General features: G+C 50.3%; 12 protein-coding genes. 8 read left to right on the plus strand and 4 right to left on the minus strand.

The window, feature by feature from the left end:
* The first annotated feature begins 109 nt into the window (after window positions 1–109).
* The 3 genes from pheS (at window position 110) to queA (ending at window position 4,695) form a co-directional block, all read left to right on the plus strand.
* A complete protein-coding gene (gene pheS / locus I2H87_RS03375) occupies window positions 110–1,129 on the plus strand; it encodes a phenylalanine--tRNA ligase subunit alpha (RefSeq protein WP_195609316.1) in 1,020 nt (339 codons plus the stop codon).
* 68 nt (window positions 1,130–1,197) lie between these two features.
* Entirely contained in the window at window positions 1,198–3,618 is a 2,421-nt protein-coding gene (gene pheT / locus I2H87_RS03380; protein ID WP_195609317.1) for a phenylalanine--tRNA ligase subunit beta, read from the plus strand.
* 51 nt (window positions 3,619–3,669) lie between these two features.
* Window positions 3,670–4,695 carry a tRNA preQ1(34) S-adenosylmethionine ribosyltransferase-isomerase QueA gene (gene queA / locus I2H87_RS03385; protein ID WP_009267619.1) on the plus strand — a complete coding sequence of 342 codons (1,026 nt, stop codon included), beginning with the start codon at window positions 3,670–3,672 and terminating at the stop codon, window positions 4,693–4,695.
* An 81-nt stretch (window positions 4,696–4,776) separates the two neighbouring features.
* Here the strand turns inward: queA and I2H87_RS03390 are convergent, their stop codons facing one another.
* The 4 genes from I2H87_RS03390 to I2H87_RS03405 are packed head-to-tail and all read right to left on the minus strand — an operon-like array spanning window position 4,777 to window position 7,400.
* On the minus strand, window positions 4,777–5,055 hold the full coding sequence (locus tag I2H87_RS03390; RefSeq protein ID WP_009267618.1) for a hypothetical protein: 279 nt from the start codon (window positions 5,053–5,055) through the stop codon (window positions 4,777–4,779).
* 37 nt (window positions 5,056–5,092) lie between these two features.
* On the minus strand, window positions 5,093–5,863 hold the full coding sequence (locus tag I2H87_RS03395; RefSeq protein ID WP_195609318.1) for an ABC transporter permease: 771 nt from the start codon (window positions 5,861–5,863) through the stop codon (window positions 5,093–5,095).
* Entirely contained in the window at window positions 5,860–6,624 is a 765-nt protein-coding gene (locus I2H87_RS03400) for an ABC transporter permease (protein ID WP_195609319.1), read from the minus strand. The genes I2H87_RS03395 and I2H87_RS03400 overlap by 4 nt, the downstream gene beginning before the upstream one ends.
* Entirely contained in the window at window positions 6,621–7,400 is a 780-nt protein-coding gene (locus tag I2H87_RS03405; protein WP_054703250.1) for an ABC transporter ATP-binding protein, read from the minus strand. The genes I2H87_RS03400 and I2H87_RS03405 overlap by 4 nt, the downstream gene beginning before the upstream one ends.
* A 229-nt stretch (window positions 7,401–7,629) precedes the next feature.
* Here I2H87_RS03405 and I2H87_RS03410 point away from each other — a divergent pair, with 229 nt between their 5' ends.
* Genes I2H87_RS03410 through cobK form a run of 5 tightly spaced genes read left to right on the plus strand, consistent with a single transcriptional unit; the run spans window position 7,630 to window position 13,815 of the window.
* Window positions 7,630–8,337, plus strand: coding sequence for a response regulator transcription factor (locus I2H87_RS03410; RefSeq protein ID WP_195609320.1), 708 nt, complete (start codon window positions 7,630–7,632; stop codon window positions 8,335–8,337).
* Between the two features lie 35 nt (window positions 8,338–8,372).
* Window positions 8,373–9,794, plus strand: coding sequence for a sensor histidine kinase (locus I2H87_RS03415; RefSeq protein WP_195609321.1), 1,422 nt, complete (start codon window positions 8,373–8,375; stop codon window positions 9,792–9,794).
* Window positions 9,784–11,913 (plus strand): glycogen debranching protein, encoded by a 2,130-nt coding sequence (locus tag I2H87_RS03420; RefSeq protein WP_195609322.1) that lies wholly within the window; start codon window positions 9,784–9,786, stop codon window positions 11,911–11,913. Before I2H87_RS03415 ends, I2H87_RS03420 begins: the two co-directional genes overlap by 11 nt.
* 49 nt (window positions 11,914–11,962) lie before the next feature.
* Window positions 11,963–13,057 carry a cobalt-precorrin 5A hydrolase gene (locus tag I2H87_RS03425; protein ID WP_195609323.1) on the plus strand — a complete coding sequence of 365 codons (1,095 nt, stop codon included), beginning with the start codon at window positions 11,963–11,965 and terminating at the stop codon, window positions 13,055–13,057.
* 8 nt (window positions 13,058–13,065) lie between these two features.
* Window positions 13,066–13,815 carry a precorrin-6A reductase gene (gene cobK / locus I2H87_RS03430; protein WP_195609324.1) on the plus strand — a complete coding sequence of 250 codons (750 nt, stop codon included), beginning with the start codon at window positions 13,066–13,068 and terminating at the stop codon, window positions 13,813–13,815.
* Window positions 13,816–13,881 lie beyond the last annotated feature (66 nt).

Below are 13,881 nucleotides of genomic sequence, written 5' to 3' on the forward strand. Positions count from 1 at the left end.
TTGCCGGGGAAACAGGGTGGTACCGCGAATGACTTCGTCCCTATGTGGGATGGAGTTTTTTTATTGCATTCATAAGAAAATCGAAAGGATTCAGGAAAGGAGATACCAGATGAAAGACAGATTGGATCAGATCAAAAAAGATGCGCTGGCGCAGATCGAAGCGGCAGATGCACTGGAAAAACTCAATGATGTAAAAGTGAAATATCTCGGTAAGAAAGGGGAATTGACAGCAGTCTTAAAAAGCATGAAAGACGTAGCCCCGGAAGACCGTCCGAAAGTCGGACAGATGGTCAATGAGACGAGAGCGGTCATCGAAGAGATGCTGGAAGCGACAAAAACGAAGATGGAGAAAGCGATCCGAGAGGAAAAGCTGAAACAGGAAGTCATCGATGTGACGCTGCCGTCAAAGAAAAGCAGTGTGGGACATCGGCATCCGAACAATATCGCATTGGAAGAAGTAGAGCGGATCTTCGTAGGAATGGGATATGAAGTAGTAGAGGGTCCGGAAGTAGAGTACGATCTTTACAATTTTGAAAAATTGAATATTCCGGCAGACCATCCGGCAAAAGACGAGCAGGATACTTTTTACATCAATAAAGACATTGTGCTGCGTACACAGACGTCACCGGTACAGGCGCGTGTGATGGAGCAGGGAAAACTTCCGATCCGTATGATCGCGCCGGGAAGAGTGTTCCGTTCAGACGAAGTAGATGCGACCCACTCTCCGTCATTCCATCAGATCGAGGGACTTGTGATCGACAAAAATGTATCGTTTTCGGATCTGAAAGGAACATTGGAGGAATTTGCAAAAGAATTGTTCGGACCTGAGACAAAGACAAAATTCCGTCCGCATCATTTCCCGTTTACAGAGCCAAGCGCGGAAGTGGATGTGAGCTGTTTCAAATGCGGCGGAAAAGGATGCCGTTTCTGCAAAGGTTCCGGCTGGATCGAGATCCTCGGCTGCGGAATGGTTCATCCGCACGTATTGGAAATGTGCGGGATCGATCCGGAAGAATACACCGGATTTGCGTTTGGCGTCGGTCTGGAACGTATCGCACTTTTGAAATATGAAATCGACGATATGCGCCTGCTCTATGAAAATGATATCCGGTTCTTAAAACAGTTCTAGTTTTCAGGCGGTAAGATAAGAGACGAGCAAAAGCAAGGCGAGTATTGAACAGAAAGAGAGGAACAAACATGAATACTTCATTATCATGGATCAAAGCGTATGTCCCGGATCTGGACGTGACTGCGCAGGAATATACTGATGCGATGACATTGTCAGGAACAAAAGTAGAGGGATTTGAAGAACTGGATGCAGATCTGGAAAAAATCGTGATCGGACAGATCGACAAGATCGAAAAACATCCGGATGCGGATAAGCTGGTTGTCTGCCAGGTGAATGTCGGCAGCGAGACGGTACAGATCGTGACCGGCGCGAAGAATGTATTTGAGGGAGCAAAGGTCCCGGTCGTACTGGACGGCGGACGTGTCGCTGGCGGACATGAGCCGGGACAGCGCGTTGCAGGCGGGATCAAGATCAAAAAAGGGAAACTGCGCGGCGTGGAAAGTTACGGAATGATGTGCTCCATCGAGGAACTGGGATCGGATACCAATATGTATCCGGAAGCGCCGGAGAACGGCATTTATATTTTCCCGGAAGATGCAGAAGTCGGCGCAGACGCGATCAAAGCGCTCGGAAGAGACGACGTCGTATTTGAGTATGAGATCACGTCCAACCGTGTGGACTGTTACAGTGTTGTCGGTATCGCAAGGGAAGCGGCAGCTACGTTCGGCAAAAAATTCTGTCCGCCGGTCGTGACAGAGACAGGAAATGGCGAGGACGTCAATGATTATGTAAAAGTAACGGTGGAAAATACCGAGCTGTGTCCGCGTTACTGTGCCCGTGTCGTGAAGAATATCAAGATCGGACCGTCTCCGGAATGGATGCAGAGAAGACTGGCGTCGGTCGGAATCCGCCCGATCAATAATCTGGTGGATATCACAAATTATGTGATGGAAGAATACGGACAGCCGATGCACGCTTATGATCTGGACACGATCGTAGATCGTCACATCGTTGTAAAAAATGCACAGGATGGAGAGAAGTTCATAACGTTGGACGGACAGGAACGGGAGATGGACAAAGACGTTCTTATGATCTGCGACGGCGAGAAAGCGATCGGTATTGCCGGGATCATGGGCGGGGAAAATTCCATGATCACCGACGATGTCAAGACGATGCTGTTCGAGGCTGCCTGCTTTGACGGCGTCAATATCCGCAAATCCAGTAAGAGAGTCGGACTTCGTACCGACGCTTCCGGTAAATTTGAAAAAGGACTGGATCCGAACAATGCGAAAGCGGCGATCGACCGTGCCTGCCAGCTGATCGAAGAAATGGGAGCCGGAGAAGTAGTCGGCGGGACCGTGGATGTGTACAGCAAAGTGAAAGAACCGGTCCGCGTACCGTTTGATGCGGACAAGATCAACGCAATGCTCGGAACAGATCTTTCTGAAGAACAGATGCTTGCTTATTTTGAAAAGATCGATCTCGGATACGATCCGGAGACAAAAGAAGTGATCGCTCCGACATTCCGTCATGATCTGTTCCGTATCGCAGATCTTGCGGAGGAAGTTGCAAGATTCTACGGATATGACAACATTCCGACGACACTTCCGTCCGGAGAAGCGACAGCCGGAAAGCTTTCTTTCAAACTGCGTATTGAACAGATCGCACGGGATATTGCGGAATTCTGCGGATTCAGCGAGGGAATGTCCTATTCCTTTGAAAGCCCGAAAGTATTTGATAAGCTTTTGATCCCGGCAGATTCCGAACTTCGCCGTACCGTGGATATCATGAATCCGCTGGGAGAAGATTACAGCGTGATGAGAACCGTTTCCCTGAACGGAATGCTGACTTCTCTTGCGACGAACTACAATCGGAGAAATAAAAATGTCAGACTGTACGAACTGGGAAATATTTATCTGCCGAAACAGCTTCCTTTGACGGAACTTCCGGAGGAGCGGATGCAGTTTACATTGGGAATGTACGGAGACGGAGATTTCTTCACAATGAAAGGCGTTGTGGAAGAATTTTTCGAAAAGATCGGTATGAAGCAGCGTGAAACGTATGATCCGAACGCAGGAAAACCGTATCTGCATCCGGGAAGACAGGCGAACATCATTTACGACGGAAAAGTAGTCGGTTATCTCGGAGAAGTACATCCGGAAGTGGCGGATACTTACGGAATCGGCGAGCGCGCTTATGTGGCAGTGATCGACATGCCGGAAATCCTGGAGTATGCGACATTCGACAGAAAGTATGAGGGAATCGCAAAATATCCGGCAGTCAGCCGTGACATCAGTATGGTCGTGCCGAAAGAAATCCTTGTGGGACAGATCGAAGATGTGATCGCAGCAAAAGGCGGAAAATATCTGGAGAGCTTTGCGCTGTTCGATCTGTATGAGGGCGCGCAGATCAAAGACGGATACAAATCCGTTGCGTATACGATCGTATTCCGCGCGAAAGACCGGACATTGGAAGAGGCGGACGTATCTGCGGCTATGGAGAAGATCCTGAAAGCTCTGGAAGAGATGGAGATCGAACTGAGAAAATAGAAACGGCATCCGCGCACGGAGCGCAGGTGAAATTTAGAGAGGAACAAAACAGTGAAGACGAGTGACTTTTATTATGATCTTCCGGAGGAACTGATCGCACAGGATCCTTTGGAGGATCGTTCCTCTTCCCGGCTTCTTGTGTTAAATAAGAAAACCGGGGAGACGGAGCATCATGTATTTAAAGACATTATCAACTATTTGAATCCGGGAGACTGCCTTGTGATCAATGATACAAAGGTGATTCCGGCGCGTCTGATCGGAGAGCGCGTGGGAACCGGAGCGAAGATCGAAGTGCTGCTTTTGAAGCGCAGGGAAAATGATACTTGGGAGACGCTCGTGAAACCGGGGCGGAAGATGAAAGTCGGATCCAAAGTCAGTTTCGGGGACGGGCTGCTGATCGGGGAAGTCGTGGATGTTGTGGAAGAGGGAAACCGTCTGATCCGGTTTCATTACGAGGGGATTTTTGAAGAAATCTTAGATCAGCTCGGACAGATGCCGCTACCGCCGTATATCACCCACCAGTTGAAAGAGCGGAACCGGTATAACACCGTGTATGCGACCCACGAGGGTTCGGCGGCAGCGCCGACGGCAGGACTGCATTTTACGCCGCAGCTTTTGGAGGAAATCCAGAATAAGGGGATTGAGATCGCCCGCGTGACTTTGCATGTCGGTCTGGGAACATTCCGTCCGGTAAAAGTAGAGGAAGTGACGGAACACCATATGCATTCTGAGTTTTACCAGATTGATGAGGAAGCAGCCAAGAAGATCAATCACGCGAAAGAAAACGGAGGAAGAGTGATCTGTGTGGGAACGACAAGCTGCCGGACGATCGAGTCTGCGGCGGATGAAAACGGGCGTTTGAAAGCGTGCAGCGGATGGACGGAAATCTTCATTTATCCGGGCTATCAGTTTAAAATATTAGATTGTCTGATCACAAACTTCCACTTGCCGGAATCCACGCTGATCATGCTTGTGTCCGCTCTTGCCGGAAGAGATCATGTGCTGGCGGCTTACGAGGAAGCGGTTCGGGAGAAATATCGCTTTTTCTCGTTTGGAGATGCGATGTTTATCGAATGATGGCTGCGCTGACTGCGGCGGATGTATCTATGATGTCGGCAGCCGCCGCAAGCGCAGTAGATCCCGGAGTGATCGAATGTTTTAATCTGAAATTGCCATCATGCAGAACGCCGCGATCCCGACGGCAGCATAGAGCATATGGATGATCATGCAGATCTGCATCCAGAGGTGGCGGACGTTGCCTTTGGCATAGACGATCACGGAGAAGACGCCACCGGCGATCATCAAAGCGGCGCAGCCGGAAATCAGGATTTTTGCCATCGGCATCTGGAGCGCCCAGTCATAGCGCCGGAGGAAAAGCAGCCCCCATGGGATGAACAACATGATCGTGGAAACAGTAGTATAAATTTTAGTTTTCATAAGTGATCTCCTTTCAGGATAGATTTGGAAGTGTTCTTTATTTTCGCTCTGCGTGACCAAAACGGAGGCAGGCGATGAAAAGTGCGGCGAGCGTGAGCAAGGCGGCAATCGGGATCCATGGGATCCAGTCGATGGTTGTCTCATAGACCCCGGCGGCAGCCCGTCCGTATGCGATCATCAGCAGATAAAACGGATAACACATCGGGTAGGCGAACCAGACCTTTGTGTTGATCAGCAGGACGGAGGGCACGATGGAAGCAAGTCCGATCCCGATCTGGAAGATCGGAGAGGCGATCAGTACCGCGATCATCCAGAAGACGGCAGCCATCGGGACGGTAGCAAGATAAAATCCAAATACAGTACGAAAAACAAAAAGCGGCGGCAGAAGCAGTGTGTAGTCAACCATTGCGGATGCCGCCGCTGCGCTTAAGTAGTATGCAAGGATCAGCAGGAGCATTTGTACAAAAGTAAGCAGGATCAGCACGGTAAATTTTGCAAGACAAAGGGCGGGACCGCTTATGGGAAGCGCCAGCATTTTTAAGATCCCATGATTGGTATGTTCGTTCTGCCGGAGCAGTACGGTACAGAGGATGAGCGTGGCAGGGATCATAAACCAGACCATGCCCATAAAGCCCTGAACGAAAAAATTAGATTCCGGTGTGATCGGGATTCCCTGTGTGTCGAAGATCCCATCGGCATTGAGGATACTCGGGATCCACATCATAAAGACCGGAATGACCAGAAGCAGCAGGATCTTGGAGCGTTTGATTTTTTGAAGTTCTATTTGGATCAAAGAAAAAAAGTTCATGAATGATACCTCCTGATCGATGGATAAATGGCGCCGCACAAGGCGAACAGAATCGTTTCCGCGGCGCAGGCTGCCGGATAAAGCAGCGTCTGATCTGCCGAGACAGATTCTGACAGCAGATGATAAGGCGTGGAGAACGGAAGCAGACCAAGCAGCAGATTCTTCTGTGGAAACACATATATGGTAAAAGTCAGGATGATGCCGATTCCAAGCGACGTCCACATATTTGAGCAGATGGATGCGATGCAAAGCATCAGCAGCATTGTGGGGAGCAGCATGAGCCACTGAAAGCCGGCGAATTTCAAAAGAGCAAAGGCAGCGGAGCTGTCGAATGTATAAGCCGGAAACCAGTGGAGCGCACAGAAGCCGAGCGCCGCGCATTCCGTCAGGATCACAACGATGCCGGAAACAGCGAGAATGGTTCCTTTTCCGAGAAACAGCAGGTGCGCTTTGACCGGGAGCGTTTCGGACTTCTGGATCCCACGGTCGGCAAATTCGGTGTGATACATGATGCAGCAGAGGCAGATCGAGAGCAAAATGTTGAGCATCGCGATCATCTGCCAGTTGGCGTCGGCAAGGATGGAAAGCGGATCTCCCGGAAGTGTTGTAAATGCTTCCGGGCGCACCAGCATATTTGCCAGAGGAAATGCAGCCGCAAATAGTCCGCACAGCACGACTGCGGGCAGGCATCCGGTCCGTTTCAATTTTTTACATTCCAGCGGAAGCATCTGGAAAAATCCGATGGTCGGTGTTTGCGTCATGATCTTTTCCCTCTTTTCTCTATTTTTTTGCGGAGTAGTTGTTGGTTGTCTTCGTCTACAAGCGCCAGAAAAGTCTGCTCCAGATTATCTGTGGGATATCCGTTCTCATGGGCATATGCTTTCAACTGCTCCATAGATCCCTCAAACAGAAGATGTCCGTGGTTCAGGATTCCGATGTCATCCGCCATCAGTTCGATCTCAGGAAGCAGATGGGAGGAGACAAGTACGGTGCAGTCGTATTGTTCCGGCAAAGAACGGATCAGCGTGCGGATCTCGTGGATGCCGACCGGATCCAGTCCGTTGGTCGGTTCATCCAGGATCAAAATCGGTGGATGACCGATCAGAGCGCCGGCGAGTCCGAGACGCTGTTTCATCCCGAGCGAATACTTTTTTGCCGGACGGTCTTTAAATTCCGTCAGACCGACCAGTTCCAGAGCATCCTTTACACTGTGTTTCGGAAGCTTTAAGATACGTCGGATGATGTCCAGATTTTCTTCTCCGGTCAGATTGCCGTAAAATGCCGGAGATTCGATGAACGATCCGATCTCTTTCAAGATCGCGACACGGTCATTCGGAAATGTCTTTCCGTCAATCTGAAAACTTCCGAGCGTCGGTCTTGTGAGCCCCAGAAACATTTTCATCGTCGTTGACTTTCCTGCTCCGTTGGGACCTAAGAAGCCATAGACAGTTCCTTTCCGGATATGCAGGTTTACATTGGAGACAGCGGTAAAACTGCCGTATGATTTGGTTAAATTTTTTGTTTCAATGATATTCATCGTATGACACCTCATTCTGCCGCGGAAATGCGGCGTTTTTTTGCGGGAACTTTGGAGGGAAACGTTCTTTGAAAATACGTTTGTTCGTTCCGCTGTAATGAGTATAAAAAACGAATCTTGCGTTCGGATTGTGAATACCTTACGATTACCTTACAAATGAAACCGGGGGATAGGAGTGTCCGGAAAGTGGTGGTATAATTTTTGACAGGAGAAAGTAGGAGGAATTGTTATGGATTTTGACAGATGGAAACAGAAACGGATTTTAGTTGTAGATGATGAACCGGGGCTTTTACAGATGGTCGTATCGATTTTAAATCAGGACGGGTATACGCAGATCAAAACCGCGGGAACCATGCGGGAAGCGCTTGGCGTTTGTCAGGAATGGATGCCAGAACTGGCAATCCTGGATGTGATGCTGCCGGACGGAGACGGCTTTTTCCTGTTTGAACAGATCAAAAGTTTTCTGGATATCCCGATTTTATTTTTGACGGCGCGAGGGGAGGACTCAGACCGGCTACACGGACTCGGGCTTGGCGCGGATGATTATCTTGTGAAACCTTTTCTGCCGAAAGAACTGCTTCTTCGGATCGGGATCATACTTCGCCGTTTCTATAAAGATGAAAAACCGGTCGTGACATTGAAAGGAAGTCAGATTGATTTTTCCAGAGCAGAAGTGATCCGCGGCGGAGAGCGGATTCCGCTGACAGCAAAAGAATTTGAGATTTTACAGGCATTGTACCGGAACGCGGGGCGGATCGTGACGATCGATCAGCTCTGTGAAGCGGCATGGGGGGATAATCCGTTCGGATATGAAAATTCTCTGATGGCGCACATCCGCCGGATCCGGGAGAAGATCGAGGAATATCCGTCGAGCCCCGTATCACTGCTGACGGTGCGCGGATTGGGATATAAACTGACGCTGGCAGACAAGGAGTAAGTCGCCTTTGTAAATGAACGCAAAAGGAGTAGAAGATGAGAAATAAGAGTATACTGAAACTGGTCAGCCGGTTTGTCATGATCATTGTATGTTCCCTTTTGGTCTTGTTTGTACTGAACATCTGCCTGTTTATCGGTGTCTCGTTTCAGGGAGTGGCAAGCGGGGGCGGATGGCAGGTGACGGAAGAACTGACGGCGGAATTACAGGAAAACGGGGACGGAACTTATTTTGTTTCGGAACGCGGAAAACAGATTTTAGCAGAGCGGGATGCGTGGGCGGTTCTTGTTCAAGACGGGACCGGCGATGTTGTATGGTACAGTGAGAACCTGCCGGCGGAGATCCCGCTTCATTATACGGCTGCGCAGATTTCCGCGGATACGTTGGGGTATATCGAGGATTATCCGACGACAACCGCGGCGAGAGAAAATGATCTGCTGATCATGGGACATCCGAAAGAGACGTATTGGAAATCGATGTGGAATACGTATGATCTGTCTCTGATCAAAAATCTGCCGCGAAATGCAGTGATGATCTTTCTTGTGAATCTGCTGGTAGTGTTTCTGATCTACGCATTTTCCACTTCGGGGATCGTCAGATATATCCGCCCGTTGATCCGCGGGATCGAAGCGCTTCCCGAGGAACGGGTCTATGTCCGGGAGAAAGGACTGTTTACGGATCTGGCGCATTCGGTCAATGAAGCGTCCGAAAAACTGAAAATACAGGAACAGGAACTTAAGAAGAAAGAGCGTGCCCGTGCGAACTGGATCTCCGGCGTGTCGCATGATATCCGAACGCCGCTTTCCATGGTCATGGGATATGCCGCGCAGATGGAGGATGACGCAGAACTTCCGGACGAGGCGCGAAAACGGGCGCAGATGATCCGTCTGCAGAGTGTGAAGATGAAAAATCTCGTAAATGATCTGAACCTCGCTTCCAAGCTGGAGTATCAAATGCAGCCGCTTCATATGGAACGGATCAGTCTGGCGGCGGTGGTCAGACAGACGGTCGCGGAATTCGCCAATCTGGATTTTGAGGAGAAATATCCGATCTGTTTTGAAGCAAAAGAGGGAAGCGGCCGCGGGATGATCCGCGGAGATAAAGATCTGCTTTGCAGGGCAATCGGGAACATCCTGACAAATTCACAGGTACACAATCCGGATGGATGTGGTATTATGGTAGAAACGGATGCAGGGGACGGAGCGTTTGTGATCCGGCTGGAAGACGACGGGATCGGTATTGGCGAGGAAGAACTTCAGAAATTACAGAGCACTCCGCATTATATGATGAGCGACGGAGGCGTGGAAGAACCTCGTCATGGACTGGGGCTTCTGATCGTGCGCCAGATCGTGGCAGCACACGGAGGAACCGTGCTTCTGGATCATGGAAGACAGGAGGAAAAAGGCGGTTTTGCGGTGGAAATGCATTTCCCGATAAAGGAGAACGATGATGAAACATGATATGAAAAGTTATACAGTAGAATCCCACACTTCGTTTAATGCGGTGGGCGAGATCTCCGGTTATCTTGTAAGACCGGGGATGTTTGAGACGAACGGAGCGACGCCGCTTCCGGTGGGGGTGAATTTTACGGTACATACTTCCGGAGGAACGTCCTGTGAACTTTTGTTATTTCACAGAGGCGAGGAAGAGCCGTACGCGGTGCTGCCGTTTCCGGATGAATACCGGATCGGGGATGTATATTCCATGATCGTTTTTGGGCTGGATATTGAAGATCTGGAATATGCCTATCGTGTGGATGGACCGTGGGATCCGAAAAAAGGACTGCGGTTCAGGAAAGAAAACGTACTGCTGGATCCATATGCGAGAGCAGTGGCGGGACAGCGGATCTGGGGCGAGAAAAAAGAGGGCGCTTATCATGCAAGGGTAGTGAAAGATGTGTTTGACTGGGGCGATATGCCGCAGTCAAAACGGGAAATGAGCGATCTGATCATCTATGAGATGCATGTCCGCGGCTTTACGAAACACCCGTCTTCCGGTGTGGAACAGAAAGGTACATTTGAGGGATTGCGGGAGAAGATCCCTTATCTGAAAGAACTGGGCGTCAACGCGGTGGAACTGATGCCGATCTTTGAGTTCGATGAGACTGTGAACTGCCGGGAGGTGGATGGGAAAAAGCTGCTCGAATACTGGGGATACAACAGCGTCAGCTTTTTTGCGCCGAACACGAGCTATACGGCTGCCGAGGAATACAACCGGGAGGGGACGGAGTTAAAAACGCTGATCCGGGAGCTGCATGAGAATGGGATCGAAGTGATCCTGGACGTTGTGTTCAATCACACCGCGGAGGGAAATGAAAAAGGTCCCACATTTTGTTTCAAAGGATTTGACAATAAGATTTATTATATGCTGACGCCGGATGGGAACTATTACAATTTCAGCGGCTGCGGCAATACTTTGAACTGCAACCATCCGATGGTGCGGCAGATGATCCTGGAATGTCTGCAGTATTGGACGATCAACTATCGGATCGACGGATTCCGGTTTGATCTGGCAAGCATCCTCGGGAGAAATGCGGACGGTTCTCCGATGAACAATCCGCCGCTTTTGGAAAGTCTGGCGTTCAATCCGGTTTTGAGTAATGTAAAGCTGATCGCGGAAGCATGGGATGCCGGCGGCATGTATCAGGTCGGAAAGTTTCCGGCAAACCGGCGCTGGGCAGAGTGGAACGGAAGATACCGGGATTGTCTGCGCAGTTACCTGAAAGGCGATCTCTGGGAGGCGTGGACTGCGGCGTGGTGTATATCCGGATCGGGAGATCTGTACGGCGGATACACGCAGGACGGCAACGAACGGTATGCGGGCTACAATTCCTGTGTGAATTTTCTGACTTGTCACGATGGGTTCACGCTGTACGATCTGTATTCTTACAATACGAAACACAATGAAGCCAACGGATGGGACAATACCGACGGCGCGAGCGACAACCGGAGCTGGAACTGTGGAGCGGAGGGGGAGACCGACGATCCGGAAGTAAAGATGCTTCGTTTTCGGATGATCCGCAATGCCTGCGCGGTACTGATGTGCAGCAGGGGAACGCCGATGTTTCTGGCAGGCGATGAATTCGGAAACACACAGTTCGGCAACAACAATTCCTACTGTCAGGACAATGAGGTGTCCTGGCTGGACTGGAGTCTTTTGGAGAAAAACCGTGAATTGTTCGAGTTTTTCAAATTTATGATCCATTTTCGGAAAAAACATACGGTGATCCGGAAAAAGCTGCCGGATGCAGTTTGCGGATTAGGTTCTCTGAACACAAGGAACGAATACGGGGAGCTGAATATCGAGAAAGAAGCACGGATGCTGGCGGTCTCTTTTGCCGGATATGATTCGGAAAAAGGAAAAGACGATATTGTCTATGTGGCAGTGAACCCATATTGGGAGGATACAAGGATCTTTCTGCCGGATCTGCAGGGGAGAGAAACATGGTATCTTTGCGTGAACACATATGGAGACGGTGCGGGGAGATATGTTTATCCGGAGGGAGAAGAAGTGCGGATTGAATCGGAATTCGTGATGAAGCCGCGTTCCGTAGCCGTTTTTACAACGAAATCATATTAAAAAGCAGGAAAGCTGAAACGCAGAAAAATCAAGAAACAGGGAAAAAGGAATGAACGAAGAGAAAAAGATCCGGGTGATCAGCTTTACAAAGCAGGGGAGCAGGCTGAACCGGGAGATAGGGAAAAAATTAACAGAGATCGGATATCGCTGTTCCTGCTATACGGTGGAACGCTTTGCAGATAAGAACGAGAGAGAACTCTGTCTTGCACCGCTTCCGGAGAAAGAAAAACGGAGTGCATGGATTGGACAGTACTGGGGCAAAGAAGCTTTTTTGTTCATCGGCGCGTCGGGGATCGCCGTCCGGCTGATCGCCCCTTGGGTGAAAGATAAGTTTACGGACTCTCCGGTACTTGTGATGGATGAACGGGCGGAATATGTGATCCCGCTGTTGTCGGGGCATGTGGGCGGAGCCGTGGAGATCGCCCGGGAGATCGCCGGATCTGTGGGAGCAAAACCGGTGATCACAACGGCTACGGATGTGGAACAGGTTTTTGCGGTGGATGTTTTTGCTGCGGATAACCGGCTTCGCATCGGGAATCGAACTACGGCAAAACAGATTTCGGCGGCGCTTTTGGACGGGAAATGTGTCGGGTTTTATGCGGAATATCCGTGGCAGGGCACATTCCCGGATCGTCTCAGGCTTTGCGGGAGCAAATCAGAATTAGAAGCATTTGCAAAGCGGCAAGGTTTTGGAATCTGGGTCAGCGGGAAAAAAGAAGCCTGCCCTGCCGGGATCTTGCAGTTGATCCCGCAGAATCTTGCGGTGGGGATCGGATGCAGACGGGGAACGGAGGAAGCGGCGATCGAAAGCGGACTGCGGGAGATCCTGGAGGAGCATGGATGCCGGATGGAACAGATCACTGCGATCGCCAGTATCCATTTAAAGCAGGACGAGCCGGGACTGATCGGGCTGGCGGAAAAGCTGCATGTCCCGTTTCGCTGTTATTCTGCGGAGGAACTGATGAAGACCGGGGAGGTGGAAGAATCCTCGGAATTTGTACGGTCGGTGACCGGGGTGGACAACGTCTGCGAGCGGGCGGCGAGAGCCTGCGCGCCGGATGGAAAGCCGGTGTTTGGAAAGAATCGCCGGAAAGGCATGACGGCGGCGGCGGTGGAAAGAGAAAAAGTGTTGAGATTCAGATAGGAGAGAATATGGAACAGATACTTGTGTTTTCCGGGACGACGGAGGGAAATGCGCTTGTGAGGGCGCTCCGTGCATATCCGGTGCATGTCTATGTGAGTGTTGCGACAGAATACGGAGAGGCTTCGGCAGCAGTCTGTGAGAATACGGAAGTGGTCAGAGGACGGATGGATCAGGAACAGATGCAGAGCTTTCTTCGGGAGAAACAGATCACGCTGGTCATCGATGCGACCCATCCGTTTGCCCGCATCGTCACGGAAAACATCCGGGAGGCATGCAGGGCGGAAGCAGTCGCATATATCCGATGTCTGCGGGAGAGCCGGGAACCGGCGGAGGGGTGTGTATTTGTAGAGAGTATTGCGGAAGCGGTGACATATTTGGAGGAGACAACAGGCAATATCCTGCTCACAACGGGAAGCAAGGAATTACAGAAATACACAAGATTAAAAGAGTTCCGCAGCCGATGCTATGCGAGAGTTCTTTCTACAAAAGAGGCGGTGGAAAAAAGCATCGGGCTTGGTTTAGAGGGGAAACATCTGCTGGCGATGCAGGGACCGTTTTCAAAGGAAATGAACAAAGCGATGATCGCTCATGTGGATGCAAAATACGTTGTGACGAAAGAAACCGGAAAAGCCGGCGGATTTCCGGAAAAGCTGGAGGCGGCAAAAGAGAACGGAGCCTGTCTGGTTGTGATCAGAAGACCGGAGGAAGACGGGAAAAAAGCAGAAGAGATCATCGCGTGGTTTCGGAAGCATTTATAAGAGCGGTCATAACCGGATCCGGGATCACCGAATCAGAATCACCGAATCGGTCAGCACGCAGGATTG

The organism is Mediterraneibacter glycyrrhizinilyticus, assembly GCF_015560805.1.
Lineage (GTDB): Bacteria > Bacillota > Clostridia > Lachnospirales > Lachnospiraceae > Schaedlerella > Schaedlerella glycyrrhizinilytica_A.

Bases quoted from the DNA above. Each gene is read 5' to 3' on its own strand.
- pheS (WP_195609316.1), top strand. From the start codon at position 110: ATGAAAGACAGATTGGATCAGATCAAAAAAGATGCGCTGGCGCAGATC.
- pheT (WP_195609317.1), top strand. From the start codon at position 1,198: ATGAATACTTCATTATCATGGATCAAAGCGTATGTCCCGGATCTGGAC.
- I2H87_RS03390 (WP_009267618.1), bottom strand. From the start codon at position 5,055: ATGAAAACTAAAATTTATACTACTGTTTCCACGATCATGTTGTTCATC.
- I2H87_RS03395 (WP_195609318.1), bottom strand. From the start codon at position 5,863: ATGAACTTTTTTTCTTTGATCCAAATAGAACTTCAAAAAATCAAACGC.
- I2H87_RS03400 (WP_195609319.1), bottom strand. From the start codon at position 6,624: ATGACGCAAACACCGACCATCGGATTTTTCCAGATGCTTCCGCTGGAA.
- I2H87_RS03405 (WP_054703250.1), bottom strand. From the start codon at position 7,400: ATGAATATCATTGAAACAAAAAATTTAACCAAATCATACGGCAGTTTT.
- I2H87_RS03410 (WP_195609320.1), top strand. From the start codon at position 7,630: ATGGATTTTGACAGATGGAAACAGAAACGGATTTTAGTTGTAGATGAT.
- I2H87_RS03415 (WP_195609321.1), top strand. From the start codon at position 8,373: ATGAGAAATAAGAGTATACTGAAACTGGTCAGCCGGTTTGTCATGATC.
- I2H87_RS03420 (WP_195609322.1), top strand. From the start codon at position 9,784: ATGAAACATGATATGAAAAGTTATACAGTAGAATCCCACACTTCGTTT.
- I2H87_RS03425 (WP_195609323.1), top strand. From the start codon at position 11,963: ATGAACGAAGAGAAAAAGATCCGGGTGATCAGCTTTACAAAGCAGGGG.
- cobK (WP_195609324.1), top strand. From the start codon at position 13,066: ATGGAACAGATACTTGTGTTTTCCGGGACGACGGAGGGAAATGCGCTT.